The sequence below is a fragment of the Pseudomonas matsuisoli genome (genome assembly GCF_014647635.1).
GTDB lineage: Bacteria > Pseudomonadota > Gammaproteobacteria > Pseudomonadales > Pseudomonadaceae > Pseudomonas_P > Pseudomonas_P matsuisoli.
The window spans coordinates 604,798-630,375 of sequence record NZ_BMPO01000003.1; the positions used below are offsets into that span (position 1 = coordinate 604,798).

The following is a 25,578-nucleotide window of genomic DNA, read 5'->3' on the forward strand; positions in this document are numbered from 1 at the left end:
GGTAGCGCGCAGCCCTCATATAGTCCGGCGGCCGCGGACGGGAGTTCCATCCGTGACGCGACGACGCGGCACACCGGGAGAGGTTGTCACCGAAGCATCATCTGGCCGTCATGGATGCGACACCACGCCTGCCTAGTCTGGCGGTGCTCGGGCCGCGCAGCCCGCAATTGGGCGGCGCGCCATGACTCAGACGTCTTCAAGGAGGTCGCCATGGCATTTGCTTCCACGTCTAGAAACGCTTCTCGCCGCCTGCAGGCTGAACGGCTCGTATCGGCCGCAGCCATTCAGGAAGCACAAGCGCTCCGCTTTAACGTGTTCAGTTCCGACTTCGGTGCTTCATTCGACAGCAGCTCTGGTCTGGACGCCGACCTCTTCGATCCGCACTGCGCACACCTGGGGGTACGTGACCTGGAAACCGGGAAACTTGTCGCCACGACACGGCTATTGGACCATCACAGCGCAGCGCGCCTGGGCCGGTTCTACAGCGAAAGCGAGTTCGCACTGCACGGTTTGCTCGCCCTGGAAGGCCCGATTCTCGAAGTTGGCCGCACCTGCGTACTGGCGAGCCACCGCAATGGCGGCACCATCGCCATACTCTGGAGCGAGCTGTCGGAAGTGCTCAACGAAGGTCGCTACCGCTATCTCATGGGCTGCGCGAGCATCCCGATGCGCGACGATGGGGTTCAGGTGGAAGCGATCATGCGGCGATTGCGCGAGCGCCACCTGTGCACCGACCACTTGCGGGCCGTCCCGCGCACGCCTGTGCCGCCAATAGAAGTGCCAGAACAAGTCACCGCAGAACTGCCGCCCTTGCTCAAAGCCTATATGCGACTCGGCGCGAAAATTTGCGGAGAACCCTGTTGGGACCGTGAGTTTCAAACCGCGGACGTATTCGTCTTGCTCAAGCGCGAAGACCTTTGCCCGCGCTACGCGCGCCACTTCAAGACAGCCGTCTGATGCGTTCGCGCACAACCGGATTCAATCATTCGTTCTTGCAGAGAAGACGGGCACCGGGTAAATACGGGCCCTTTCCAACGAACCGGATGTTTATGGAGTCCTTTCGGCTGTACTCAAGGCTCGTTTGCTTGATAGGCGTATTGCTCTACGGCGTGCTGCTGGCAGTACTGGCTTGCGTGATCGAGCGCTTCGTCCGTGATCCGCTCAGCGTGCGGCAAACCCTCTGCCGTTCATTCATGGCCTGCCTGGTCTGGGTGCTTCCCTTCCGCGTCCGGGTCGAGGGCAAGCGCCCCCGCGAACCCATGTTATGGGTCGCCAATCACGTCTCCTGGACGGATATTCCGTTGATTGGTCACCTGGCGCCGGTTTCGTTCCTGTCCAAATCCGAAGTGCGCGCCTGGCCGCTGGCCGGCTGGCTCGCGAGGCATGGCGGAACGTTGTTTATTCGCCGTGGCGCTGGGGAAAGTCAATCCCTGTCTCAGCAGATGGGGGAGTATCTCGAAAATCGTCATCCGCTGGTGATGTTTCCAGAAGGTACGACGGGCGACGGTTTATCGGTGCTCCCGTTTCATGGGCGTTTGCTGACCGCCGCAGTCGAGCGAAACCTACCCATCCAACCGGTTTCGCTCGCTTATCGCCGCAACGGTGCGCCCTGCCCGTCCTCGCCCTTCATTGGCGACGAGACGCTACCGGTGCACCTGTTCCGCTTGCTCCGTTCCACACCGTGCGACGTCATTATCACGCTGCTACCGGTAATTCCCACCGAGGATCGAGGGCGCAGCGAGGTGGCGCGGGCCGCGCGCACCGCGATTGTCGACGCGCTGGATCTGCCCGCGGCCCCCGCTGAACATGTGGCCGCTTAGGTAAATCTGGCGACGCGTGGTGCGGGGACCGACGCGCTCAGGCGTCGTGCCCGGCAGCTGGCGGAACGGTCAGAACATCGCAATCCAGGCTGTCCAGCAGCGAGCTTGCGACGCTGCCTACCAGGACACGTTGCACACCGCGGCGGGCGTGCGTCCCGATCACCAACAGATCGGCATCCATATCCCGCAGTTGATCCGCGATAACTTGCCGTGCTTCGCCATCACGTACGTGTAGGCGCCCGTCGGCTAGATCCAACCCTGCCTCCTGCAAGAACGCACGCGCTTTCTGCCGTGCTTCTAGGAGCATGTCGTCCACCAGCTTTGGATCGGGAACCACCTCGGCCATTGCGCCCACGGGCAGCAACTCAGCGGCGTGGACCGCTTCGACATCCACCGAGTCGATCAGGCCCAAACGGGATGCGGCATGCAGCGCATCGCTTGAAACCGGGGAAAGGTCGAGCGCAACCAACGAGCGCACATAGTCACGCAATGCAGGGCGTACGACCCGCAGCACCGGAATGTGACTGCTGCGGATGACCCGCCCCACGGTCGTGCCAACGAAGAAATCCCGCAGCGCGGACTTGCGATGCGCGCCGACCACCAGCAAATCGACACCTCTCTGTTCCGCTGTTTCGACGAGCGTAGGCACCACGTCACCGTGAGTGACGACGATGTCGGGCGCGCATCCCGCTTGCTCTGCCAAGCGTTCGGCAGACGCTTTCAAGGCAGACATGGCCTCCTCGGCTTGCCGAGCGCCAAGGTCTGCCGGCGCATCGCTATCCACCACGTGCACCAACGTCCACTGACCACCGTACTCGCGCACCAAGCGCGCAGCTCGCCCGATAGCGGGAGTGGATCGTTCGGACAGGTCGGTTGCGACAAGCATGTTGATCATGGCGTTCTCCTTGCTGACAGCGTATTCATCCGGCATTCAATGCGCGAAGCGAAGTCCGCGTACTGACATAGAGCAACGGACGTTCACTGACCGCGACTCATGTCTCTTGGACTTCGGGAAAGCGCCAAGGATTCAGCCAGATGACGCGGCCGGCGGCACCCACGCCTTGGCGAAAGCGATCAAGTCCGGATAGAACGCCTGGAAGTCATCGCACAGCGGCTCGTACAGGTTCTCGAGTTCGGTGAACGAGCCTGCCAACCATTCGGGTCGACTCAGCCGCCGGCTCATGCCACGGATTACCGTCTCCAGCACCGCGAAATCGGCATAGCTGCCCAGCCAGTCCTCGCGCGCCATATGGGGCGCGACCTGAGCTAAACGGCCAGGTAACGCAGGCTCATCCGCGAGCACCCGATACACGCGGCGAGTAAAGGCATCCAGCGGCTCAGCGCCATAGCGGGACCAATCCTTGGCGAGACAGTGATCGAAGAAGACATCCAGCAGTATGCCGGCGAAGCGGCGTCGCGCGCGGGGAAACCGTGCCTTGCCGGCGATGACGACAGGATGGCTGTCGGTGTAGGCATCGATCGCGCGATGCAGGCGGATGCCGTACTCGATGGAGACCGGCCAACGCCCCGCCAGTGGACCCTTAACGAAATCACCGTACAGGCTTCCGAGCATTTGCTCGGGCCGTTCGCCGCCCAGGTGAAGATGTGCCAGATAATTCATTGGCGAAGCTTACGCTGCTTGAAGGGGACGTGCGCATATCGATCGTGTCGATAGCAACTATTGCGCGCGTTCGATCGTCATATCGCGATAGAGCGATATAAAGTCCGCCCCATGGTTTCAAAGCAGGAACGGGAAGGCGCGATGCACGTCGATCTCGACACAATTCTGAAGGCTCTGGCCCACCCGGTTCGCCGGCAAATGCTGGTATGGCTGAGTTCACCCGAGCATTATTTTCAGCAACAGGATCATCCATTCGACTTAGGTATCTGCGCCGGCAAATTCGACGAACGTTGCGGGCTGTCTCAATCAACGGTTTCCGCTCACTTGGCCACACTTCAACGTGCTGGGTTGATAACCAGCCAGCGCGTCGGTCAATGGAGTTTTTTCAAACGCGACGAGGTCGTTATTCGAGCATTCCTCGAACGGCTCGCCCGCGAACTCTGAACACCTTCGCTTTAGCCATTTGGCTGTTTCGAACCATGCTTTCATTCACGGAGCTTATGCATGCCCACGCTTTTTGACCCGATCAAGATCGGTGAACTGGAATTGTCCAACCGCATCATCATGGCGCCACTGACGCGCTGCCGCGCAGATGAGGGCCGCGTGCCGAACGCCCTGATGGCGGAGTATTACAGCCAACGCGCGTCCGCAGGCCTGATCCTGAGCGAGGCGACCTCGGTGACACCAATGGGGGTGGGTTACCCGAACACGCCGGGGATCTGGTCGGACGATCAGGTCAAGGGCTGGGCCAACATCACCCGCTCCGTACACGCCAATGGCGGCAAGATCGTTCTGCAGCTCTGGCACGTTGGGCGTATCTCCGACCCGATCTATCTGGACGGCGAACTGCCGGTCGCGCCCAGCGCGATCAAACCGGAGGGCCACGTCAGCCTCGTCCGTCCGCAAAAAGGCTACGAGACGCCCCGCGCTCTGGAAACCGCTGAAATTGCCGAGGTTGTCGAGGCTTACCGCAAAGGGGCGGAGAATGCCAAGACAGCCGGTTTCGACGGTGTCGAAATCCACGGCGCCAACGGTTACCTGCTCGACCAATTCCTGCAGGACAGCACGAACACCCGTACCGATGCGTACGGTGGCTCCCTGGAAAACCGCGCTCGGCTGCTGCTGGAAGTCACGGATGCGGCCATTTCCGTGTGGGGCGCCGGCCGTGTGGGCGTGCACCTGGCACCGCGGGCCGACTCGCATGACATGGGCGACTCGAACCGAGCAGAGACCTTCGGCTATGTTGCACGTGAACTGGGCAAGCGCGGCGTCGCGTTCATCTGCACCCGCGAACACGAAGCCGAAGACAGCCTGACGCCGGGCTTGAAAGAAGTGTTCGGCGGCGTGGTCATCGCCAACGAAAGCTTTACCAAGGAACAGGCCAATGCCTGGCTCGCAGCGGGCAAGGCGGACGCCATCGCCTTCGGCAAGACCTTCATCGCCAACCCTGATCTGCCTGCGCGCTTAGAGAAAAACGCCCCCTTGAATGCGGCGGACACCAGCACGTTCTACGCATCGGGCCCAGTGGGCTATATCGACTATCCACGCCTGTAAAAGCCTGAATAGACGCAAAAGGCCCATCGTCCAAATGGCGATGGGCCTTTTTTGTATCCATAAGCAAGGGGCTGTTTAACGCACCGCGGCGCGACTCATGCAGCGTTTCCAACGTGCATCTACCCGATCGGCAAACCAGGCGGTCGTCAGGTTGCGCGTGATCTTGGGACTTTCCAGACGGATGCCTGGCAGCACCGCCGCCGGAAACACCTTGCCCGTTCGGTTACGGGCCAAGGCGAATACCGCCTCGTATAGGTCGGTACGCTCGAAATCTTCCCCTGTGCCGCGCTCCAATGCACGGCGTATCTCGGCTTCGCTCATATTCAAGCGTGGCCCCAGACGGCGTGCCGCCATTTCGGTCTGCCCGGCGCGACTGGAGCCGTGGATGATGAGATCACCATCCAACGCCAGCTTCACGCCTGTCGCCGCACTCAACGCCGCCTGAAAAGCGGCATTGCGGCTGGCGTACCAACCCGCATTGAAATCGGCGAACCGGTACAGCGGGCGGTCATAGTTAGCGGGATAACCGAGCAAATGCGCGATGCCGAAATACATGCCGCCTTCCCGGCCGAACACTTCGCGACGTAGCGAGCCTTCGATTTCATAGGGATAACCGCGCGAGTCCGCCTCGGCAAACGCGATGCTGACCTGCATCGGTCCGCCCGTGCGCACCGGATTGAGACCGCCAAACAGTTTCTGGCCAAGGGGCACGAGGCCAATGAGGTCTTCGAAGATGGCGCTGAGCTCGCCTTCGGTCTTGACCTTTGCCAGTCGATCGGCATAGGAACGCCCATCCGGGGACGGAATGCGTAGCGCCGCATCCACGAGGAACGTAGGCACGTGCAATGCCCCTGCTCGCCGGTCGATCTCAGCCCGCGCGATCTTCGCCAGGCCTGGAACCGGAGGGTCTGCCTGGAACGTGGATTCCTGTTCCGTGACCGCAATCACGGCGCAAATATTCTCCGGCGAAGGTTCGATGCCCTGGATGCTGAACGCGGTCTGGAACACGTCAGCCCAGCCGGGCTTGTCAGTGGTCGCTGCTGGCAGGAGACGAATCACGTCCGCACGAACGGCCTCGGGGGGACGTTCAGGCGGCCCGGTCAGGGTATCTCGTGTGCTACAGGCGCTCAGCAGTAACGCAACGCCTGCGAGCGTGACGTTCCAGACGGAACGCGGAATGTGGGGAACGCCAGAAGATAGGAAATGCATGGGATCGATAGGCAAGGATGTCGGGATTTGGGCAACGCGTTGGCGGAATCGTGCCGAACCCAGCATAGAGACAGCCACGCTGCTCGAGCCCATGAGCCGTGCAGGCAGGATGATGAAAGACCGTGCAGCGCCGCGCGGGATTTACCCACCCTGCCGGCAGATACCTTCCGCCGTATCGGCAAAGCCGGTAAGGTCGGCCCGTCTTCTATTGGAGTAAGCCATGCCCTTGCCCGCTGCCCTGTCCGGCCCTCAATACCTGCGCGAAGGTTTGCGCCTGATGCTCAGTCCTGGCCTGAGGCTATTCGTCATCTTGCCGCTGACGATCAACCTGGTCGTGTTCGTGGGTCTGTTCACGCTGGCCATTCACCAGTTCGGCGGATGGGTCGACACGTTGATGCCAAGCCTGCCGAGCGCGCTGCAATTTCTGGAGTACCTGATCTGGCCATTGTTCGTGTTGCTGGTGCTCGTGATCGTCTACTTCACCTTCAATCTGGTGGCGACGATCATCGCCTCGCCCTTCAACGGATTCCTGGCGGAAAAAGTCGAAGTGGTCGCCCGCGGCCGGGACGATTTCCCACCTTTCAGCTGGGCAGAGCTTTTCGCCATGGTGCCCCGCACGTTCGGCCGGGAAATGCGCAAGCTGCGCTATTTTCTTCCGCGCGCGCTCGGGCTGCTGATCCTGTCCTTCATCCCGGTCGTCAATCTCGTCGCCGCTCCGCTCTGGATCCTGTTCAGCGTCTGGATGATGGCAGTGCAGTACATCGACTATCCGGCGGACAACAACAAACTGGGATGGAACGAGATGATGACTTGGCTGCGTGAGCGTCGCTGGCGCAGCCTGGGGTTCGGCGGCAGCGTCTATCTCGTGCTGCTGATCCCGTTCGTCAACGTGCTGATGATGCCCGCCGCTGTGGCAGGCGCGACGCTGTTCTGGGTTCGGGAAGGCGGCCAGGGCAACATCCGCCTGGATCGATAGCGACCCAGCCCGGTCCCGGCGGCAGTTAATACCCAACGAGCGAGGATGGCCGGGTCCATTTCAAGCGCAAGCTGCGCTCGATGTCGAGCATCGAACGCAGCCTGCGTTTAGGAGTAGTAATCAAACCCCGAACAGCGAACGCATGATCACGAACGCGATGGCGGCCAGGATTGCCGCCGCGGGCAGCGTGATCACCCATGCCAGGGCGATGGGCTTCATCAAAGCCCAATTGGTACTGTGATTGACCATGCCGATCCCCAGTACTGCGCCAATCAGGATATGCGTACTCGACACCGGCAAGCCCAGCAGAGATGCCAGCATCACCACCGCGGCAGCGGCCAGTTCTGCCGAGAAACCGGACGCGGGGTGCATGGCGGTCAGGTTATGACCGACCGTGGCGATGACCTCTTTGCCGATGAACCAAAGCCCTACGATCAATGCGACCCCGAACGCGATCATCGCCACCGGCGGGATCGACGCCTCCGAACCCACCTGCCCCGTCCGTAGCACCTCAAGGATCGCGACAAAAGGCCCGATCGCGTTGGCGATGTCGTTGGAGCCATGGCTGAACGCGAAGCCCGACGCCGTGAACACCTGCATCCAGCTGAACATAAGGAACGTCGCACGGCCGAGTGACTCACCTTTAAGGGTCTTGGCGAAAATGAACGTGCCCATCCACACCGCCGCGCCGATCATGCCCATGATCAGGTAGTTGTGCAGCGTGGTCAGGCCGAGGTTCATGTTCTTCAGGCCTTTGAACAGCAGCATCGATGAAATGATCATAGCGCCAACGGCGGCGATCATCGGCACCCAGGCTTCCAGTGCCCGATGGGCATGCACGCTGCTGCGCTGCTGGTCAATCTGGTACATGTCTCGGTAGTACTCTGACTCCAGCTCTTCCGGCTGGAAGTCGCGGTCGTGAATGACCTGCATGTCCCGCGCCATCATGTGCGTGTAGGAAATCTTCTGGATTTCGGAAAGTCGCTCGAACGCTTCCTTGTGCTTACGCTTTTGGGCCTTCTTCTCGGCCCTGATCTCTTTCAGCCGCGACTCGGCCTCGTCGTTGTAGCTGAGGATGTGTTTCTTGATCTGCGCGAACAACAGGTAAGCGGCGAGACCGCCCAGCAGCGGCGAGACGACCCAAGAGATAGCGATCTGCCCGATCTTGTCCCATTGGACCAGGGCAAATGCCGCGTCCGCCCCGGTCATCATGATGCCAAGCGCAATCGAGCTCCCCACGATGGCGCCTACGATCGAATGCGTCGTCGATACCGGGTATCCCTTGCGGGTCGCATACAGCAGCCAAAGCGCTGCTGCGATCAAGGCAGACATCATGATGTAGACGAAGTCCATCGGCGCCACGGCCATGCTGCCCAGATCGACGATGCCACCGCGGATCGTGCTGGTCACTTCACCGCCGGCGATCACCGCGCCACTGACTTCGAAGACCGCAGCGACCAACAGGGCTTGGCGAATCGTCAGCGTGCCCGCACCGACACTCGTCCCAAAGGAGTTGGCGACATCGTTACCACCGATATTGAACGCCATGAACAGCCCGAACAGCGTCGCCAGCACGAACAGGAACGTGTAATTGCCCTGTATGTACCCCAAGCCCCAATAAAGGAAATAACCCCCAACGCCAAGCATGAGTGCCGCGAAAAACACGCTGGTTCGAGAAAAGCCGCCAGCCGCATCAATGGATGGAGTACCGCCTGAAGCGACGTAATTAGCCATGAAGCCCTCGCAGAGAGTGATGGAGTCTCAAACGCCGCCAACGACTTCAAAGCGGCCAAGGGCACATAATATGTAACTCGAAGTGACAGAAATGTTAATACAGCTGTACGTTGCGCCATTTAATCGACGCGCATAAAAAAGACGCCAAAAAAGGCGTCTTTTTCTACACGGCGTCGATCAGTGGTGATGACCGCCTTCGCCGTGGATATGACCGTGGGCAACTTCCTCCTGGCTCGCATCGCGAACGTCGACAACTTTCACTTCAAAGTTGAGACGCTGGCCCGCCAGTGGGTGGTTACCGTCGACAGTGACGTCTTCGCCATCGATGTCGCGGATGGTCACGATCTGCATGCTTCCGTCGGGGCCGGATGCATGAAACTGCATGCCGACTTCCAACTCATCCACACCCTCGAACATCGAGCGGTTCAGATTGGCGACCAGCTCGGCACTGTACTCACCGTAGGCATCGGCCGGCTCGACAGCCACTTTCAGCTCGTCGCCCGCTTGTTTGCCTTCCAAGGCTTTTTCCAAACCCCCGATGATGTTGCCGGCGCCATGCAGATAGGCGAGCGGCGCGCCACCGTTGGAACTGTCAATGACTTCGCCAGCGTCATTCTTCAGGGTGTAGTCGATATAGACGGCCTTGTTGGCGGCGATCAGCATGAGGCAAAGACCTTTGAAAAGAATAAATGGATGAGCAAGTCTACAAGTCCCGTAGCGCGATTGCGAATCGACGTCCCAGTACCACTTGCTCGCCGTGCTGCCGTCTGCGACTTCGAACACGAGGATCGATAGGGGCTCGGGCGCTGTACGTACTATTGGCTTTGGCAGTGGAAGCGTCCCACCGTTCACAGCATTCGTCGCCAACGCGTTCGATCCTGATCGCGACGCATCAGTCACCGCTCGCAACGCGCATCGGGGTCGCGACGATTATCCGGGGGTTCCGAAGGTTTGCTGCGGGCAAAAAAAAGCGGCAAACGCCGCTTTTTTCAGTCGTCCGGAGATCAGAACGCCATGCTGTAGTTGAGGCTGTAGGTTTCTACGCCGTCATTGGGGCCCTTGATACCGGCGTTCGAATAGTGAATAGCGCGAATGCCCAGGGAGTGGCCGCCAGCAAAGCGCAAGCCTGCTCCAATACGATCTTCGAATTGAAATGCCGAACCGAGATCTCGATCCTCGACATGCGTGCGGCTGAAACCGGCGATACCGATACCCGCTTCGATGTAAGGCTTGACGCTGTCGCCGTTGAATTCATAGACGAATACAGGCGCAAGCGAGAGGCTGTGATTGTCGGACCGATCGTCACCTTTCCAGAACGTGTAGCCCGCGTCCCAGTATCCGGTCAGGCGACCCGTATCCGTCTGCCACCAGCTACGGTTGAAATCGAATTGAAGGCCAAGGCGCGCAGTCGTCGAGGATTGCCCCGTCCGCCCCACCGATACGGAAAAGTCCGCCGCGTTTGCAACGTATGCCTGGCTCAGCGCAATCACTGCCGCTGCAGTCACGGTAAACAGTTTATTCATCAGATCCGTCCTTATCTTTTTTTCTTCGATGGTGGGATAGCACTCGGAGAGCGTCATCCGAATAGAACGCAAATAACCGCTTTTAGAAGCGGCCTACGTCGGCCTTTGCGCCCCACAGCAAAGGTAGTCGCTTTTGCAGAACGTCGGGTTCCGATGACGTCCAGAACGAGGTCGTGCTGGCGCCAGCAGAGGTGAGACTTTTGTTACATAACAAACGTTCCACCTGTCGGGCAACTGCCGCGCCGGTATCTACGAGTGTCACCTCGGGCGGAAGCATTCGCTCAAGCGCACGCCGCAAGAACGGATAGTGGGTGCAGCCCAAAATGACCGTGTCACAGCCTTGGGCCAATAGCGGCCCTGTGAACGTTTTCAACAGGCGTTCCGTTTCCGGGTCGTCCAGCTTGCCCGCCTCGACCTGCTCGACTAGCCCCGGACAGGGCTGCGTGACGACGCAGATATCAGCCGCGAAACGATCGAGCAACGCAGCAAAGCGGGCGCTCGCCAATGTACCGGAGGTTGCGAGAACGCCGATGACGCCATTCCGCGTCGCGGCCGCAGCCGGCTTCACTGCTGGCTCCATGGCGATGATTGGCAACTCGGGATACCGCTCACGAAGATCAGCCGCTGCAGCAGCGGTGGCGGTATTGCACGCAACGACGAGCGCCTTGGCATTTTTCAGCAGCAGAAAATCGGCAATCGCCCGACACCGTTCGCGAATGTATTCGGGGGTCTTTTCGCCATAAGGGACATGGCCGCTGTCGGCGACATAAATCAGCGATTCGAGCGGCAGGCGCGCATGGATTTCACGCAGAACGGAAAGCCCGCCTACGCCTGAATCGAAAACGCCTATCGGGCGCTCATCGCTCACGGCAGACCTCGCAGCGCGGGTCACGCCGGACCTTCAGCTCACGGAAGCGGCTACCGAAGGCATCGATCAACAACAGTCGGCCCATCAAGGTCTCGCCAAAGCCCGCAATGACCTTCAACGCCTCCAGAGCTTGCAAGCTGCCGACAAGCCCTACCAGCGGCCCAAGAACCCCGGCCTCGCTGCACGTCAGTTCCGCCTCGCTGCCGTGCCCATACAGGCAGTGATAGCACGGGCTCGTTTCGAGCCGGGTATCGAACACGGACAGCTGACCTTCGAGTCGGATGGCAGCACCGCTCACCAAGGGCTTGGCAGCCTTCACGCACGCGCGGTTCACCGCTTCGCGCGTGCCGAAATTATCGGAACAATCCAAAACGACATCGACCTGCGCCACGACTGCGTCGAGTGAGTCCTCGTCCAGCGCCCTACGATGGCAGTGGAGTTGCACCGCGGGTTGGATGCGTAAAAGCCGTGCAGCTGCGGAATCGACTTTCTCTTTGCCCAACGAGCCGGTGTCGTGAATGATCTGGCGCTGCAAGTTGGTGAGGTCTACCGTATCGAAGTCGGCCAAGTGCAGCGTTCCCACGCCCGCTGCCGCGAGATACAACGCTACAGGCGAGCCCAGGCCACCCAGCCCGACGATGAGCGCGCGGCCATTACGCAGCCGCATCTGCCCGTCGATGTCAATTTGTGGCAGGAGGATCTGCCGGCTGTAGCGCAACAGTGCGTCGTCATCGAGAACGTCGTGGCTCACAGTGGATAGCTCCCAAGCGTGATACGGGGATGGCCAGCCAGATCACGCCGGCTGGATATCTGTTGAAACCCCTGTGCGACCAGTAAAGCTGCAACGTCTTCGGCTTGATCGAAACCGTGCTCGAGGAGCAGCCAACCACCTGGTTGCAGATAGGCTGGCGCCTGCCCGACGATGAGGCGGATATCGTCCAGGCCGTCGTCGCCCGCAACGAGCGCACTGCGCGGCTCATATCGCACATCGCCTTCATCAAGGTGATGGTCGTCTTTCGCGATATAGGGCGGATTGCTGACGATTAACTCGAAGCGCTCACCCGCCAGTGCGCTGAACCAATCTGAGCAGAGGAACCGCGCATTCTTAACGGCATGCTGGCACCGGTTGCGCTCGGCCAAGGACACGGCGCCGGGCATGCGATCCACACCCGTCAGTTGCCAATGGCGGCGTTCCACCGCCAGGGCCAGCGCGATTGCGCCGGTTCCTGTCCCTAAGTCAAGCACCTTGCCGGGCGTGTCCGGCCGCAGCGAAAGCGCCGTCTCGACCAGCAATTCGGTGTCGGGTCGTGGAATCAGGGTATCCGGAGCCACTTCGAGATCCAGCGTCCAGAAACCTTGGTGCCCAATGAGATAGGCAATGGGTTCGCCTTCACGCCGGCGTTCAATAAGCCGTTCGAATGCAAGGGCTTGCGCCCCATCGAGCGTTTTTTCCGGCCAGGTACGCAGGTAGCTTCGCGTTTTACCGAGGACATGCGAGAGCAGTATTTCAGCGTCCAACCGCGCCGTCGCCGAGGCCGGCAGCTGGGCTTCGGCAAGCGCCGCCGCTATCGTTGACATAGAACTCCTCGAAGGACGGCTCAATCGCCCAGCGCGGCGAGCTGATCGGCCTGGTATTCCTGCAACAGCGGCTCGATAACTTGCTCGACGGCGCCACTGACGACTTCGTTCAACGAATAAAGCGTGAGGTTGATGCGGTGATCGGTCACCCGCCCCTGCGGAAAATTGTAGGTCCGGATGCGCTCGGAGCGGTCACCCGAGCCGACCAGCAGACGACGCGTATCAGAGATTTCCTTATGCGCGGCGGCTTCCTGCTGATCCTGCAGCTTCGCGGCGAGCCACGACATCGCTTTTGCGCGGTTCTTGTGCTGCGAGCGTTCTTCCTGGCACTCCACCACCGTACCGGTCGGCAAGTGGGTGATGCGGATGGCCGAATCGGTGGTGTTGACGTGCTGCCCGCCCGCTCCCGACGAACGATAGGTATCGATACGTAGATCTGCCGGATTGATCTCGATCGCTGCCTGACCATCAGGCTCGGGCAATACTGCTACGGTGCACGCCGAGGTATGGATACGCCCCTGCGACTCCGTCTCCGGAACACGCTGCACGCGATGCGCACCGGATTCGAATTTGAGTTTGCTGTAGACGTTGTCGCCTTCGATGCGCGAGATGACTTCCTTGTAGCCGCCATGCTCCCCTGGGTTTTCGGACAACACCTCGACTCGCCAGCCCTGCCGCTCGGCGTAACGGGAATACATGCGGAACAGGTCTCCGGAAAAGATCGCGGCTTCGTCGCCACCCGTACCGGCGCGAATTTCCAAAAACACGTTGCGGCCATCGTTGGGGTCTTTCGGCAGCAGACTGCGCTGCAACGCTTCTTCCAACTCGACCAGCCGTGCCTTGGCCTCGGCTACTTCTTCCTCGGCCATCTCGCGAAGGTCCGGGTCGTTGTCCTTCAGCAGTGCCAGCGCGCCCTCGAGATCGTTCTGTACCTTACGGAAATGCTGAAAGGTCGAAACCACAGGCTCGACTTCGGCGTATTCCTTGGAATAGGCGCGAAAACGCGTCTGATCGGAAATGATTTCCGCGTCCCCCAATAACGCCGTGAGCTCTTCGTAACGATCCTGCAAGGTGTCGAGCTTATTGAGCAGTGAAGCTTTCATGATTTTGGCTCGCCCTCGTCGAGAGCAAAGAGTTCCTGTGCGACGCCCAAGGCCTCGAAACGCCCGGACGCGGAGAATTTTTTCATCTGCACGCTCGGTGCATGCAACAATTTGTTCGTCAGGCTACGCGCCAATTGGGCCATGGCCTCTTCCGGGCTCGCCCCGTTCGCCAGCGCGCGCTGCGCCTTGGCTAACTCATCGTCACGGAGGCGCTCGGCCTGTTGGCGGTAGGATCTGAGTACGTCGACGGCAGCCAGTTCACGCAGGCGCAACATGAAATCGCCAGCGCCATTGCTTACCAGTTCCTCGGCCGCTTGCGCGGCGCCCTGCCGATTCTTGAGGTTTTCCGCGACGACTTCGTGCAGGTCATCGACGGTGTACAAGTACACGTCGTCGAGCTGACCCACCTCGGGCTCGATGTCACGCGGTACGGCAATGTCCACCATAAACATTGGCTTGTGCTTGCGCACCTTGATCGCTCGCTCAACCGCGCCCTTGCCCAGGATCGGCAGCTGGCTGGCCGTGGAGCTGATGACGATGTCGCTGTGCACGAGTTGCTCAGGAATATCCGCCAGGAGCACCGCGTGAGCGCCAAACTGCTCGGCAAGCATCCCGGCGCGCTCGAGCGTACGGTTCGCGACGACGATGCGCTTGATGCCCTGTTCGTGGAGGTGGCGTGCCACGAGCGTGATGGTCTCACCGGCACCGATCAACAACGCCTGGCTGTCATGGAGATCGGTGAATATCTGCTTGGCCAGGCTGACCGCGGCGAATGCCACCGAAACGGGATTTTCCCCGATCGCCGTATCCGTTCTGACGGTCTTGGCGGTACTGAAGGTCGCTTGAAACAGCCGCCCCAGCAACGGGCCGACGGTCCCGGCCTCACGCGCCACGGCGTACGCAGATTTCATCTGCCCAAGAATCTGCGGCTCGCCCAATACCATGGAGTCGAGCCCGGCAGCGACCCTCATCATGTGGCGCACGGCTTCGTCTTCGGCGTGCACGTAGGTGCAGGCGCGCAACTCGTCGAGGTCAAGGTGGTGATAGTCGGCCAACCAGGCAAGCACGCTGTCCGGCGCCGGATCATCCTGCTCCAGGTACAGCTCGCTACGGTTGCACGTCGAGAGAATCGCCGCTTCGCGGCTGGGCGTGATCTGACATAACTGTTTCAACGCGTCGACCAGCTGCTCCGGCGTGAACGCCACGCGCTCGCGTACGTCCACAGAAGCGGTCTTGTGATTGATGCCGAGCGCGATGAAAGCCATGCGGAATAGGAGACGGAACTACGAAGCCGGCAATTGTCCTACTTCGCTGAACATGCGACAACCACTGACCGATAGATCGTGCTAATAGCGAAGCGCCAAAAGCGCCGCACGAACCCACAGCAGGTGTGTCTTACACCTAGGTAACTCCAGCCGACCTCGCCCATGTGCTTGCCAGATCGCATATGTCATGATGACCAAACCGCAGGTAAGCCGCAGCGCCCTCTATATCTATGAAAAAACTTCCCGCATTGCTGACCGCCCTTCTCATGCTCGGTGGCTGCCAGAGTTTCACCCCGCCTGAGCAGGAGACGTCACCGCCTTCGGAGAATAAGGATGCAGTGGCAGCACCGGAGCAATACGGCTCGTTCAGTGCAGATACGCTCTATGCGCTGCTGACCGCAGAACTGGCTGGCCAGCGGAACCGGTTCGATATCGCCCTAGGCAATTACGTGCAACAAGCCAATGCCACGCGCGACCCTGCGGTCGCGGAACGTGCATTTCGTATCGCCGAATACCTGGGCGCGGAACAAGCCGCCTTGGACAGCGCAATGATTTGGGCGGACGCCGCACGCAACAACCTGGACGCGCAGCGCGCGGCTGCCATGCAACTGGCACGTGCCGGCCGGTACGACGAAGCCATGACGTACATGGAGAAAGTGCTGCAGCGGCAAGGCGCGACACATTTCGACTTCCTCGCGCTCTCGGCTGCAGAAACCGATCCTGCCACTCGCGCAGGCCTGCTGAGCAGCTTCGATCGTCTACTGGAAAAATATCCCAGCAACAGCCAATTGCTGTTCGGTAAAGCGGTCCTGCTACAGCAAGACGGCAAATCCGAAGAGGCCCTCACATTACTGGGGGACAACATGGAAGTGGCACCGGTCCTGCTGCGTGCTCGGCTGCTGCAAGAACTCGACCGGGGCGACGAAGCACTGCCGGCGTTGCGTGACGGTATCGAAGAGCATCCCGACGATAAACGCTTGCGTCTCGCTTACGCCCGGACACTGGTGGAAAACGGCCGGATCGATGATGCCAAGAACGAATTTGCCACGCTCCTGCAGCAGTTCCCAACCGATGACGACCTGCGTTTTTCCCTTGCGTTGGTCAGCATGGAAGCCGGTGCATGGAACGAGGCCCAGTCCTATCTCGAGGAATTGCTCGCTCGGGGCACCGATCTGGATACGGTCCACTTCAACCTCGGACGCGTGTACGAAGAACAAGGCGAGCCGCTTCGCGCACTCGGTGAATACGAGCAGGTTGGCCCAGGCGCGGACTACCTATCCGCCCAGTTACGGCACACCGTCATCCTGTTCGATGCTGGCCGCGAAGACGAAGCGCGGCGCCAACTTGCCAATGCACGTCAGGCGCAGCCCGACTTCGCCATCCAACTCTTCTTGATCGAGGCGGAAAACTACAAGGAGCGCGAGCGATACGCCGATGCCCAGCGCGTATTGGATACGGCGCTGACGCAATTCCCAGACGATGCGAGCCTTCTTTACACCCGCGCAATGCTTGCCGAACAAGGCGGCGACCTCAAGAAACTGGAATCCGATCTGCGCCGAATCATAGAGCGCGAGCCCGAAAACGCGATGGCCCTGAACGCGCTGGGTTACACCCTGGCGGATCAAACCGACCGTTTCGACGAGGCCAAACAGCTTATCGAGGCCGCGTACAAACTTGCTCCCGAGGACCCTGCAGTGCTCGACAGCCTTGGCTGGGTCAATTTCCGCCTAGGCAACTTTCCTGAAGCCGAGCGTCATCTGCGCGATGCGCTGCAACGCTATCCAGACGGCGAGATTGCTGCGCACCTGGGTGAAGTGCTCTGGGCACAGGGTAAAAAACAGGAGGCGCGAGACATTTGGCGCACCGCGTACCAGGCAGAGCCCGAAAGCACGGTACTGCGCAGCACCCTGAAACGCCTGACTGGATCGGAGACACCCTAAACATGCTGGCACGTTATCTCACGCTAGGACTCGTATTCGCACTGCTCGCTGGCTGCGCCGGAGTGGGTCAACGCGAAGCGGTAGAGGGTCAAGGCGACCCCAGGCAATGGGCCGAACACAAAGCGCGCGTCGCCACGCTGGACGGTTGGCAAATCAGTGGGAAGGTCGGCATCCGCGCACCGCGCGATTCCGGAAGCGGCTCGCTTTTCTGGCTCCAGCGACAGGACTATTACGATATCCGGCTCTCCGGCCCCCTGGGCCGTGGCGCCGCGCGCCTGACCGGACGTCCTGGCGCCGTCCAACTCGAATCGAGCGAAGGCCGCTACGCCGCCGAGTCACCCGAAGCTCTCTTGACCCGGCAAGTCGGTTGGCAATTGCCCGTATCCAATCTGCTCTGGTGGATTCGTGGCCTGCCCGCGCCCGATAGCAAAAGCCGCGTTTCCCTGGATGCAGGAAGCCATCTTGCCCGACTAGAGCAGGACGGCTGGTCGATCGAATACACGCGTTACGCCGATTTCGACGGCTACACGCTTCCTGAACGACTCAAGCTCACTGGCCAAGATGTGGAAGTGATTCTTGTCGTGAAGGAGTGGCAGCCACGGGTGCTCGGTCATTGACATGAAAGACGCTGCATTGATTCTTCCGGCGCCCGCCAAGCTAAATCTCATGCTTCACATTCTGGGTCGCCGCGCTGACGGTTATCACGAATTACAGACCCTCTTCCAATTCATCGATCACTGCGACCAACTTGGCTTTGCCCCGAGATCGGACGGTGAAATACACCTGCATAGCCCGATCGAGGGGGTCGCTCACGACGACAATTTGATCGTGCGCGCAGCGCGTAAGCTGCAGCGTCATGCGCAAAACGGCACGGGTGCGGATATCTGGCTGGAAAAATATCTGCCAATGGGCGGCGGACTCGGCGGCGGAAGCTCCGATGCTGCAACGACGCTCGTTGCGTTGAACCACCTATGGAGTACCGGGCTCGATGAAGATGCGCTGGCCGACATCGGCCTCGCGCTGGGCGCAGACGTCCCTGTTTTCGTCCGTGGGCATGCCGCTTTTGCTGAAGGCGTGGGCGAACGCCTGCAGCCTGTAACCCTCGAAGAGCCTTGGTATCTCGTTATAGCGCCGCAAGTATTTGTCAGCACAGCAGAAATTTTCTGCGCACCGGAGTTGACACGTGATACGCCCGCCATTAAAGTGCGCACCGTTCTCGAGCGGGGCGGTCGAAATGACTGTCAACCGGTAGTAGCAGAGCGCTATGAAGCAATTCGTAACGCGCTGAATTGGCTGGATAATTTCACGACAGCAAAACTGACCGGAACTGGCGGATGTGTATTTGGGGCCTTCCCAAACAAAGTCGAAGCTGATAAAGTCTCGGCCCAACTTCCAGCCCACCTGCCAGGGTTCGTAGCGAAGGGTTGCAATGTTTCACCGTTGCACCAAAAGATGCGATCACTGACTCGATGAGCACTATAGGGGCGTCGCCAAGCGGTAAGGCAGCAGGTTTTGATCCTGCCATGCGTTGGTTCGAATCCAGCCGCCCCTGCCATATCTTAGAAAGCTGTTCAGAACGAAAGCCCCAACGCTCTCGCTTTTGAACAGCTTTTTGTTTATCAGGTTTACCCAAAAAGTCGGCAGGAACTGCGTGTGTCGAAGATGATGGTCTTCACGGGGAACGCGAACCCCGACCTGGCTCGCCGAGTAGTGCGCCAGCTGCATATACCTCTGGGCGACGTGTCCGTTGGCAAATTCTCCGACGGTGAAATCAGCGTCGAGATCAACGAGAACGTGCGTGGCAAGGATGTCTTCCTCATCCAGCCTACTTGCGCCCCAACCAATGACAACCTGATGGAACTGGTCGTGATGGCTGACGCCTTCCGCCGTTCCTCGGCTACCCGCATCACGGCTGTCATCCCCTACTTCGGCTACGCACGCCAGGATCGCCGTCCTCGTTCTGCGCGTGTTGCCATCAGCGCCAAAGTGGTCGCTGATATGCTCACGGTGGTTGGCGTCGATCGCGTCTTGACCGTCGATCTGCATGCTGACCAGATTCAGGGCTTCTTCGATATCCCCGTCGACAACATCTACGGCTCCCCCGTACTCGTCGACGACATCGAAGACCAGCGCTTCGAAAATCTGATGATCGTTTCCCCCGATATCGGTGGTGTCGTTCGCGCCCGGGCTGTTGCCAAATCGTTGGGTGTCGACCTTGCGATCATCGATAAGCGTCGGCCGAAAGCCAACCAGTCCGAAGTCATGCACATCATCGGTGACGTTCAGGATCGTACCTGCGTTCTGGTCGATGACATGGTCGATACCGCAGGCACGTTAGGCCATGCTGCCAAGGCGCTTAAAGACCACGGCGCTGCCAAGGTCATCGCTTACTGCACGCACCCTGTACTGTCCGGTCGCGCTATTGAGAACATCGAGAATTCGGTACTCGACGAGTTGGTCGTTACCAACACCGTTCCGCTGTCCGCTGCCGGTCAAGCCTGCACACGTATTCGCCAGCTGGACATTGCGCCCGTCGTCGCGGAAGCGATGCGTCGCATCAGCAATGAGGAATCCATCAGCGCCATGTTCCGCTAAGCGGAAGCGACGTTGATACAACGGCCCCGCCTCGTGCGGGGCTTTTTTGCCGAACCGCTCAATCGCTGGTCGCAAGCGAACGTACGGAACGGTTTTTTTGGAGAAACACCATGAGCAATGAATTCAACCTGAATGCCGAAGCGCGTTCCGACCTGGGGAAAGGTGCGAGCCGCCGCCTGCGTCGTAACGCTGCCCTCGTTCCTGCCGTGATCTACGGCGGTGACAAGGCGCCTGTATCGATCAGCCTGGTCGCGAAAGATTTCGCCAAGCTGTTGGAAAACGAAGCCGCCTTCAGCCACGTGCTGAACCTGAGCGTCGACGGCAAAGCCGAAAACGTTCTGATCAAAGCGCTGCAGCGCCACCCAGCTAAAGGCTTCGTCCTGCACGCCGACTTCGTACGCGTTGTCGCTGGCCAGAAGCTGACCGCGCACGTCCCGCTGCACTTCATCAACGAAGGCACGGCCGTTGGCGTCAAGCAAAGCGGCGGCGAAATCCTGCACAGCTTGAGCGAAGTCGAAGTCTCCTGCCTGCCGAAAGACCTGCCGGAGTTCATTGAAGTCGACTTCGCTAAAGTCGAACTCGATCAGACCGTTCACCTGTCCGACATCAAACTGCCGAAAGGCGTTGAGCTGGTTGCTCTCGCACATGGCAGCGATCTGCCGGTTGCCAGCATCCACATGCCGCGCATTCGTGTAGAAGATGAAAGCAGCGAAGGCGAAGGCACTGCCGAGTAATATCGGCGCGATCCGCACCTAGGTGCGGACCTGCTTCAAGAAAGGGCTCCTGTATGACTGCCGTACAACTGATCGTTGGCCTGGGTAACCCCGGCCCCGAATACGACCAGACTCGGCACAATGCAGGGGCCCTTTTCGTTGAGCGCCTGGCAGACAGCCAGCGCATCAACCTTAGCGTCGATCGCAAGTATTTTGGCCTAGTGGGCAAGTTCGTCCATCAGGGTCGCGAGGTTCGTCTGCTCATCCCTACCACCTTCATGAACCGCAGCGGCCAGTCCGTAGCGGCGTTGGCGAATTTCTTCAAGCTCAAGCCTGAGGAGATCCTGGTAGCCCACGACGAACTCGACATGCCTCCCGGCGTCGCCAAACTCAAACAGGGTGGCGGGCACGGCGGGCATAACGGGCTGCGCGATATCATCGCAGCGCTCGGTAACCAGAATAACTTTCACCGCCTGCGGCTCGGCATCGGCCACCCCGGGCATGCCAGCCTAGTGTCCAACTTTGTGCTCGGTCGCGCCCCGCGTGGCGAGCAGGAGCTGCTGGACACCAGCATCGGTTTCGCTCTCGACGTCCTCCCGGAAATACTCGCCGGTGACTGGACAGTCGCGATGCGCAAGTTGCACAGCCAGAAAGCCACTCTCTAATTTTATCTACCGCCTTTGGCGCGAGGGACACACCATGGGATTCAATTGCGGCATCGTCGGCCTGCCCAACGTTGGCAAGTCCACCCTGTTCAATGCCCTCACCAAATCCGGTATCGCGGCGGAAAACTTTCCCTTCTGCACCATCGAGCCGAACAGCGGCATCGTACCGATGCCCGATCCGCGCCTTGATGCCCTGGCGGCCATCGTCAAGCCGGAGAAGGTCATTCCTACCACGATGGAATTCGTCGACATCGCCGGCCTAGTGGCAGGCGCGTCCAAAGGCGAAGGGCTGGGCAATAAGTTCCTCGCCAACATCCGTGAGACCGATGCGATCGCGCACGTGGTGCGTTGCTTCGAAGATGAAAACGTCATCCACGTCTCCAACAGCGTCGACCCAAAGCGTGACATTGAGATCATCGATCTTGAGCTGATCATGGCCGACCTCGACAGCTGCGAGAAGCAACTCCAGCGCGTCACGCGCACCGCCAAGGGTGGCGACAAGGAAGCCGTAGCGCAAAAGGCGCTGCTGGAAAAACTCATCCCGCACTTCACCGAAGGCAAGCCCGCGCGCAGCCTGCTGAAGACACTGGGTGATGACGAAAAGCGTCTGGCCAAGACCTTCCACCTGCTGACCACCAAGCCGGTCATGTACATCGCCAACGTCGCCGAAGACGGCTTCGAGAACAACCCGCACCTGGACGTGGTAAACGCCATCGCCGAGGAAGAAGGCGCCATCGTGGTACCGGTGTGCAACAAGATCGAAGCCGAGATTGCCGAGTTGGACGATCTGGAAGAGATGCAGATGTTCCTCGAAACCATGGGCATGGAGGAGCCGGGGCTGAACCGTGTGATTCGCGCGGGTTACTCGCTGCTGAACCTGCAGACCTACTTCACCGCTGGCGTAAAAGAAGTGCGCGCGTGGACAGTCAAGGTAGGCGCCACCGCGCCGCAGTCCGCTGCCGCGATTCACACTGACTTCGAAAAAGGCTTCATCCGCGCCGAAGTGGTCGCCTATGACGACTTCATCCAATACAAGGGCGAAGCGGGCGCCAAGGAAGCCGGCAAATGGCGCTTGGAAGGCAAGGAATACATCGTCAAAGATGGCGACGTGATGCACTTCCGCTTCAACGTTTAACCGCCGAGACCTTCAAAACCCGCACACGTCAGGTGTTGCGGGTTTTTTTATGCCTGTATGCCCCTCGGACACGGCTTGGGCAAGCGACTGACGCCTAGCGACCGTCCATGCCTACGCCCCTTCGTCCTATCAATCGAATTACCCTGCCCCGCCCTCTTCAAACGTTCAATAGACAAAAAGAGGGGACGACGCGATGCGCATACATCACCTCAATTGCGGCTGCATGTGCCCCATCGGCGGTAAATTGTTCGACGGATTCAGTAAAGGGCTTACCGCGCGGCTGGCGTGCCATTGCCTATTGATAGAGACCGACGCCCACGGCCTGGTGCTCGTAGATACAGGCCTGGGTACGCGGGACATGCGTGCACCGGCTGAAAGGCTCACACCCTTCTTTCGCGTGTTCAACAACATTCGCTATGCGATGGACCTGACCGCTCTAGCGCAAGTGCAAGCGCTGGGGTTCGCAGCGTCGGACGTGCGGCATATCGTGCTGACGCATCTGGATTTCGACCACGCCGGGGGACTCGAGGATTTCCCGGGCGCGCAGGTACATCTGCTCCAGCGGGAAATGGATTCGGCACGGGCCACCCGTGGATTCATCGCGCGCAACCGATATCGCGCCAAGCAATGGGAAAACATCAGCGACTGGCATTTCTACGCACCTGACGGCGATGCCTGGTTCGGCTTCGAACGTACCCGCGCGCTCGACGGCCTTCCGCCGGAAATCAGGCTCATCCCGCTACCGGGTCATACCCTTGGGCACGCCGGCGTCGCCATCGAGAGCGAGAACGGCTGGCTGCTGCACGTGGGCGACGCCTATTTTTACCGCGGCGAGGTGGGACAACCTAAACGCTCATGCACACCCGGTTTGAAGCTGTACCAACGCATGATGGAAGCTGACAGGACGGCGCGACTAGAGAACCAGGCGCGGTTACGCGCGCTATCGATCGCTCACCAGAAGCAGGTACAGATGTTTTGCAGCCATGACGCACTGGAGCTGCGTCAAATGCAGGTGGAAACACGCTAAGGCCATGTCATCCGCGCCGTGACTAACACGCGCAGCTGCTTGGCAACTGCCCTCCTCTACCTATAGCCGGATACTCCGCGCCTTACAACATCGACTCAGCGACGCACCTACATATCAAGCCCTGCGCAATAACAGGGCCTGACGACTACAGTTAGATACGGAACCCCCCCACCAATCGCTGAAGGCGGTCAGCTTCTTTTTCCAGTTCGGTACACGCCTGCAAGGTCGCTTCGAGGTTATCGACACTGCGCTGATTGATCAGGTTGATCTCGCTGATGTCCATGTTGATCGTTTCGACGACGGCCGTTTGCTCTTCGGTCGCGGTGGCGACCGATTGATTCTGGCCGTCGATCTCGCCAATGCGCACGGTGATGCTGCCCAGGTACTCACCCGCTTGCTCGGCGACCTGCACGCTATGGCCACTCTGCCGCTGGCTCTCGCGCATGAGTTCGACGGCGTCGCTCGAACCGCGCTGCAGCTCCTCGATCATCTGCTGAATCTGCTGAGCGGAGCTCTGCGTACGACTTGCCAAGGAGCGTACTTCATCTGCTACTACGGCGAATCCACGACCCGCTTCGCCCGCACGTGCGGCCTCGATGGCCGCATTGAGTGCCAGCAGGTTGGTCTGCTCGGAAATACCGCGGATGACTTCCAGAATCTGCCCGATATTGGCCGCCTTGCTGTTGAGCGCTTCAATGTGCTCGCAGCTGGTGCCGATCTTGCGACTGAGTGCCTGCATGGAGCTCAGCGCCTCTGCCAAAACCTCCCGTCCCTCCTCACTCTGGTTGCGTGCGCTGCTCGCCTCCCCTGAAGCATGCGCCGCGTTGCGCGCGATTTCCTGCGCGGCGGCGCCGAGTTCATTGATGGCCGCCGCGACGCTGTTGGTGCGCTGGCTCTGGTTGTCCGACTGGTCCATGGAGGCCTGCGAGGACTGCAGCACGTGCTGGGTGACGCGGTTGAGCTCGGAGGTACTGCTCGATACATCGCGAATGGAGTCGTGGATACGCGCGACGAAACGGTTGAACGCCGTCGCCAGCGCGCCAAACTCGTCATGGGAGCCGACCGGCAGACGGCGCGTCAAATCGCCTTCGCCCTGAGCGATGCCGTCCATTGTCCGGGTCAGTTCATTCAATGGACGAAGCAATGCTTTGATGAGTACACCCAGCAGCACGATGATCATCAATACGGCAACGATGGTCGCGATCACCGCCAAGTTGCGCGCTTCCGTAACGGGGGCGTAAGCCTTATCGCTGTCGATGGACAGACCCAGATACCAGTTCACACCGGGCAACCCCTCCACGGGTGTGAAGCTAACCAAGCGATCTGCGCCAGCCTGCGTCGTTTGCGTGAAACCAGGCGCGACCTGAGGCGTGGCCACCGGGAACACCTCGCGCAAGTTCTTCAGTACATGATCGGAATGCCCGCTCACGAGAATTTTGCCGTCACTGTCTACCAGGAAGGCCTCACCCACCCCACCTGCATCCAAGGAGGTGACTATCTTCACCAATGTCGACAGGTTGAGATCACCCGCCACGACCCCGGCCAGTTGTCCATTGCGCATCAGTGGCGTGGCAATGGTGATGCCGAGCTCACCCGATGAGGCAAAGACATACGGTGGCGTCAGCAATGTGCTGCCCGCCGCAACGGCAGCGCCGTACCAAGGCCGTTTACGTGGATCGTAGCCCTCGGGAAGCGGCTGTTGCGGTCGGGCGGTGTACGTACTGTCGGTTTCGCCCAGATAGGTTGAGACGAAGTTACTCGTATACACCTTCTGGCTCAGCAAGCCGACGAGCCCCTCGCGAGAGTCGTCACGCGCCAATACCTGAGCCTGCGAGTCGATCAACTTCACACGTGCATCGAGCCAGTAGGCAATGTTTCCGGCAGCGACTTTACCCGTCTCGGTCAGGGTCGCACGCAAGCTCTTGTCGATCGCATCGCGCTGCAGATAGGCGTTGAACGTCGCGAACGCTGCCAGCGCCAAGGTCACGACGACAGCGGCAGCAAGAAGAATCTTGGTCTGGAACTTGAGGTTTTTCAGCACGGCATCAGATCTCGAATAGAGGGAGTCGCATCGAACGCTCGATCGACACCGCCTTATCGGCGAAGACACTTCTTTCCTGAGCACGTCGATCAACTATTTCGCCGATCGCATATACCGTCGGGCGGCCGCCCGATCAGGGAAACCCCACGTGAATGCCAACCATCGACGATAACCCTTCGCACCACAACCCGGGGTCGCTATTCGACCCTCA

General features: G+C 60.0%; 25 protein-coding genes, 1 tRNA gene and 1 pseudogene. 14 read left to right on the forward strand and 13 right to left on the reverse strand.

Annotation, left to right across the window (positions count from 1 at the left end):
• The first annotated feature begins 210 nt into the window (after positions 1-210).
• Positions 211-957 (forward strand): GNAT family N-acetyltransferase, encoded by a 747-nt coding sequence (locus IEY47_RS09165; RefSeq protein WP_188982889.1) that lies wholly within the window; start codon positions 211-213, stop codon positions 955-957.
• A gap of 92 nt (positions 958-1,049) precedes the next feature.
• Positions 1,050-1,820 carry a lysophospholipid acyltransferase family protein gene (locus IEY47_RS09170; RefSeq protein WP_188982890.1) on the forward strand — a complete coding sequence of 257 codons (771 nt, stop codon included), beginning with the start codon at positions 1,050-1,052 and terminating at the stop codon, positions 1,818-1,820.
• 37 nt (positions 1,821-1,857) lie between these two features.
• On the opposite strand, the gene IEY47_RS09175 is transcribed toward IEY47_RS09170, so the two are convergent.
• Positions 1,858-2,715, reverse strand: coding sequence for a universal stress protein (locus tag IEY47_RS09175; protein ID WP_188982891.1), 858 nt, complete (start codon positions 2,713-2,715; stop codon positions 1,858-1,860).
• Between the two features lie 132 nt (positions 2,716-2,847).
• Positions 2,848-3,441, reverse strand: a complete 594-nt coding sequence (locus tag IEY47_RS09180) for an acyl carrier protein phosphodiesterase (protein WP_188982892.1) — start codon at positions 3,439-3,441, stop codon at positions 2,848-2,850.
• 141 nt (positions 3,442-3,582) lie between these two features.
• Here IEY47_RS09180 and IEY47_RS09185 point away from each other — a divergent pair, with 141 nt between their 5' ends.
• Both IEY47_RS09185 and IEY47_RS09190 read left to right on the forward strand, forming a co-directional pair.
• Positions 3,583-3,885, forward strand: a complete 303-nt coding sequence (locus IEY47_RS09185) for an ArsR/SmtB family transcription factor (RefSeq protein ID WP_188982962.1) — start codon at positions 3,583-3,585, stop codon at positions 3,883-3,885.
• 60 nt (positions 3,886-3,945) lie between these two features.
• Complete coding sequence (locus IEY47_RS09190) at positions 3,946-4,995, forward strand: alkene reductase (protein ID WP_188982893.1); 1,050 nt, start codon at positions 3,946-3,948, stop codon at positions 4,993-4,995.
• Between the two features lie 75 nt (positions 4,996-5,070).
• Here the strand turns inward: IEY47_RS09190 and IEY47_RS09195 are convergent, their stop codons facing one another.
• Positions 5,071-6,204 carry a DUF1615 domain-containing protein gene (locus IEY47_RS09195; protein WP_188982963.1) on the reverse strand — a complete coding sequence of 378 codons (1,134 nt, stop codon included), beginning with the start codon at positions 6,202-6,204 and terminating at the stop codon, positions 5,071-5,073.
• A gap of 220 nt (positions 6,205-6,424) precedes the next feature.
• Between IEY47_RS09195 and cysZ the strand changes: the two genes are divergently transcribed.
• Positions 6,425-7,180, forward strand: a complete 756-nt coding sequence (gene cysZ / locus IEY47_RS09200; protein ID WP_188982894.1) for a sulfate transporter CysZ — start codon at positions 6,425-6,427, stop codon at positions 7,178-7,180.
• Positions 7,181-7,300: 120 nt separating this feature from the next.
• On the opposite strand, the gene IEY47_RS09205 is transcribed toward cysZ, so the two are convergent.
• The 8 genes from IEY47_RS09205 to hemA form a co-directional block, all read right to left on the reverse strand.
• Positions 7,301-8,914, reverse strand: a complete 1,614-nt coding sequence (locus IEY47_RS09205; RefSeq protein ID WP_188982895.1) for an inorganic phosphate transporter — start codon at positions 8,912-8,914, stop codon at positions 7,301-7,303.
• A gap of 177 nt (positions 8,915-9,091) precedes the next feature.
• Entirely contained in the window at positions 9,092-9,577 is a 486-nt protein-coding gene (locus tag IEY47_RS09210) for an FKBP-type peptidyl-prolyl cis-trans isomerase (RefSeq protein WP_188982896.1), read from the reverse strand.
• Between the two features lie 341 nt (positions 9,578-9,918).
• Complete coding sequence (locus IEY47_RS09215) at positions 9,919-10,437, reverse strand: acyloxyacyl hydrolase (RefSeq protein WP_188982897.1); 519 nt, start codon at positions 10,435-10,437, stop codon at positions 9,919-9,921.
• Between the two features lie 82 nt (positions 10,438-10,519).
• The gene (gene murI, locus IEY47_RS09220; protein ID WP_188982898.1) at positions 10,520-11,305 is read right to left on the reverse strand and encodes a glutamate racemase; all 786 of its coding nucleotides are present in this window, start codon (positions 11,303-11,305) and stop codon (positions 10,520-10,522) included.
• Positions 11,295-12,056, reverse strand: coding sequence for a molybdopterin-synthase adenylyltransferase MoeB (locus IEY47_RS09225; RefSeq protein ID WP_188982899.1), 762 nt, complete (start codon positions 12,054-12,056; stop codon positions 11,295-11,297). Before IEY47_RS09225 ends, murI begins: the two co-directional genes overlap by 11 nt.
• A complete protein-coding gene (gene prmC / locus IEY47_RS09230) occupies positions 12,053-12,883 on the reverse strand; it encodes a peptide chain release factor N(5)-glutamine methyltransferase (RefSeq protein WP_188982900.1) in 831 nt (276 codons plus the stop codon). The genes IEY47_RS09225 and prmC overlap by 4 nt, the downstream gene beginning before the upstream one ends.
• A 20-nt stretch (positions 12,884-12,903) precedes the next feature.
• A complete protein-coding gene (gene prfA, locus IEY47_RS09235; RefSeq protein WP_188982901.1) occupies positions 12,904-13,986 on the reverse strand; it encodes a peptide chain release factor 1 in 1,083 nt (360 codons plus the stop codon).
• Complete coding sequence (hemA, locus tag IEY47_RS09240) at positions 13,983-15,251, reverse strand: glutamyl-tRNA reductase (RefSeq protein ID WP_188982902.1); 1,269 nt, start codon at positions 15,249-15,251, stop codon at positions 13,983-13,985. The genes prfA and hemA overlap by 4 nt, the downstream gene beginning before the upstream one ends.
• 230 nt (positions 15,252-15,481) lie before the next feature.
• On the opposite strand from hemA, the gene IEY47_RS09245 reads away from it, so the two are divergent.
• The 9 genes from IEY47_RS09245 (at position 15,482) to IEY47_RS09285 (ending at position 23,326) form a co-directional block, all read left to right on the forward strand.
• The gene (locus IEY47_RS09245; RefSeq protein ID WP_188982903.1) at positions 15,482-17,191 is read left to right on the forward strand and encodes a tetratricopeptide repeat protein; all 1,710 of its coding nucleotides are present in this window, start codon (positions 15,482-15,484) and stop codon (positions 17,189-17,191) included.
• 2 nt (positions 17,192-17,193) lie between these two features.
• Positions 17,194-17,808, forward strand: a complete 615-nt coding sequence (gene lolB, locus IEY47_RS09250) for a lipoprotein insertase outer membrane protein LolB (RefSeq protein ID WP_188982904.1) — start codon at positions 17,194-17,196, stop codon at positions 17,806-17,808.
• Position 17,809: 1 nt separating this feature from the next.
• On the forward strand, positions 17,810-18,664 hold the full coding sequence (gene ispE / locus IEY47_RS09255; RefSeq protein ID WP_188982905.1) for a 4-(cytidine 5'-diphospho)-2-C-methyl-D-erythritol kinase: 855 nt from the start codon (positions 17,810-17,812) through the stop codon (positions 18,662-18,664).
• A gap of 7 nt (positions 18,665-18,671) precedes the next feature.
• A tRNA-Gln gene (locus tag IEY47_RS09260) sits at positions 18,672-18,746 on the forward strand.
• A gap of 98 nt (positions 18,747-18,844) precedes the next feature.
• Entirely contained in the window at positions 18,845-19,786 is a 942-nt protein-coding gene (locus IEY47_RS09265; RefSeq protein ID WP_188982906.1) for a ribose-phosphate pyrophosphokinase, read from the forward strand.
• Between the two features lie 110 nt (positions 19,787-19,896).
• Positions 19,897-20,520 carry a 50S ribosomal protein L25/general stress protein Ctc gene (locus tag IEY47_RS09270; protein ID WP_188982907.1) on the forward strand — a complete coding sequence of 208 codons (624 nt, stop codon included), beginning with the start codon at positions 19,897-19,899 and terminating at the stop codon, positions 20,518-20,520.
• Positions 20,521-20,573: 53 nt separating this feature from the next.
• Positions 20,574-21,164, forward strand: a complete 591-nt coding sequence (gene pth, locus IEY47_RS09275; RefSeq protein ID WP_188982908.1) for an aminoacyl-tRNA hydrolase — start codon at positions 20,574-20,576, stop codon at positions 21,162-21,164.
• Positions 21,165-21,198: 34 nt separating this feature from the next.
• Complete coding sequence (gene ychF / locus IEY47_RS09280) at positions 21,199-22,299, forward strand: redox-regulated ATPase YchF (protein ID WP_188982909.1); 1,101 nt, start codon at positions 21,199-21,201, stop codon at positions 22,297-22,299.
• Positions 22,300-22,492: 193 nt separating this feature from the next.
• Positions 22,493-23,326, forward strand: coding sequence for an MBL fold metallo-hydrolase (locus tag IEY47_RS09285; RefSeq protein WP_188982910.1), 834 nt, complete (start codon positions 22,493-22,495; stop codon positions 23,324-23,326).
• A gap of 151 nt (positions 23,327-23,477) precedes the next feature.
• Here the strand turns inward: IEY47_RS09285 and IEY47_RS20760 are convergent, their stop codons facing one another.
• Both IEY47_RS20760 and IEY47_RS20765 read right to left on the reverse strand, forming a co-directional pair.
• Positions 23,478-24,242 (reverse strand): methyl-accepting chemotaxis protein, encoded by a 765-nt coding sequence (locus IEY47_RS20760; RefSeq protein ID WP_373293555.1) that lies wholly within the window; start codon positions 24,240-24,242, stop codon positions 23,478-23,480.
• A gap of 90 nt (positions 24,243-24,332) precedes the next feature.
• Positions 24,333-25,451 (reverse strand): annotated as a pseudogene (locus tag IEY47_RS20765) (HAMP domain-containing protein); the annotation flags it as partial.
• Positions 25,452-25,578: the final 127 nt, after the last annotated feature.

What these genes read in the sequence shown, in the direction of transcription:
- IEY47_RS09175 (WP_188982891.1), bottom strand. Translation starts at nt 2,715, where the DNA reads ATGATCAACATGCTTGTCGCAACCGACCTGTCCGAACGATCCACTCCC.
- IEY47_RS09185 (WP_188982962.1), top strand. Translation starts at nt 3,583, where the DNA reads ATGCACGTCGATCTCGACACAATTCTGAAGGCTCTGGCCCACCCGGTT.
- IEY47_RS09245 (WP_188982903.1), top strand. Translation starts at nt 15,482, where the DNA reads ATGAAAAAACTTCCCGCATTGCTGACCGCCCTTCTCATGCTCGGTGGC.
- cysZ (WP_188982894.1), top strand. Translation starts at nt 6,425, where the DNA reads ATGCCCTTGCCCGCTGCCCTGTCCGGCCCTCAATACCTGCGCGAAGGT.
- ispE (WP_188982905.1), top strand. Translation starts at nt 17,810, where the DNA reads ATGAAAGACGCTGCATTGATTCTTCCGGCGCCCGCCAAGCTAAATCTC.
- IEY47_RS09270 (WP_188982907.1), top strand. Translation starts at nt 19,897, where the DNA reads ATGAGCAATGAATTCAACCTGAATGCCGAAGCGCGTTCCGACCTGGGG.
- IEY47_RS09195 (WP_188982963.1), bottom strand. Translation starts at nt 6,204, where the DNA reads ATGCATTTCCTATCTTCTGGCGTTCCCCACATTCCGCGTTCCGTCTGG.
- IEY47_RS09165 (WP_188982889.1), top strand. Translation starts at nt 211, where the DNA reads ATGGCATTTGCTTCCACGTCTAGAAACGCTTCTCGCCGCCTGCAGGCT.
- IEY47_RS09215 (WP_188982897.1), bottom strand. Translation starts at nt 10,437, where the DNA reads ATGAATAAACTGTTTACCGTGACTGCAGCGGCAGTGATTGCGCTGAGC.
- lolB (WP_188982904.1), top strand. Translation starts at nt 17,194, where the DNA reads ATGCTGGCACGTTATCTCACGCTAGGACTCGTATTCGCACTGCTCGCT.
- pth (WP_188982908.1), top strand. Translation starts at nt 20,574, where the DNA reads ATGACTGCCGTACAACTGATCGTTGGCCTGGGTAACCCCGGCCCCGAA.
- IEY47_RS09170 (WP_188982890.1), top strand. Translation starts at nt 1,050, where the DNA reads ATGGAGTCCTTTCGGCTGTACTCAAGGCTCGTTTGCTTGATAGGCGTA.
- IEY47_RS20760 (WP_373293555.1), bottom strand. Translation starts at nt 24,242, where the DNA reads ATGGACCAGTCGGACAACCAGAGCCAGCGCACCAACAGCGTCGCGGCG.
- IEY47_RS09210 (WP_188982896.1), bottom strand. Translation starts at nt 9,577, where the DNA reads ATGCTGATCGCCGCCAACAAGGCCGTCTATATCGACTACACCCTGAAG.
- IEY47_RS09190 (WP_188982893.1), top strand. Translation starts at nt 3,946, where the DNA reads ATGCCCACGCTTTTTGACCCGATCAAGATCGGTGAACTGGAATTGTCC.
- prmC (WP_188982900.1), bottom strand. Translation starts at nt 12,883, where the DNA reads ATGTCAACGATAGCGGCGGCGCTTGCCGAAGCCCAGCTGCCGGCCTCG.
- prfA (WP_188982901.1), bottom strand. Translation starts at nt 13,986, where the DNA reads ATGAAAGCTTCACTGCTCAATAAGCTCGACACCTTGCAGGATCGTTAC.
- hemA (WP_188982902.1), bottom strand. Translation starts at nt 15,251, where the DNA reads ATGGCTTTCATCGCGCTCGGCATCAATCACAAGACCGCTTCTGTGGAC.
- IEY47_RS09180 (WP_188982892.1), bottom strand. Translation starts at nt 3,441, where the DNA reads ATGAATTATCTGGCACATCTTCACCTGGGCGGCGAACGGCCCGAGCAA.
- IEY47_RS09285 (WP_188982910.1), top strand. Translation starts at nt 22,493, where the DNA reads ATGCGCATACATCACCTCAATTGCGGCTGCATGTGCCCCATCGGCGGT.
- IEY47_RS09205 (WP_188982895.1), bottom strand. Translation starts at nt 8,914, where the DNA reads ATGGCTAATTACGTCGCTTCAGGCGGTACTCCATCCATTGATGCGGCT.
- ychF (WP_188982909.1), top strand. Translation starts at nt 21,199, where the DNA reads ATGGGATTCAATTGCGGCATCGTCGGCCTGCCCAACGTTGGCAAGTCC.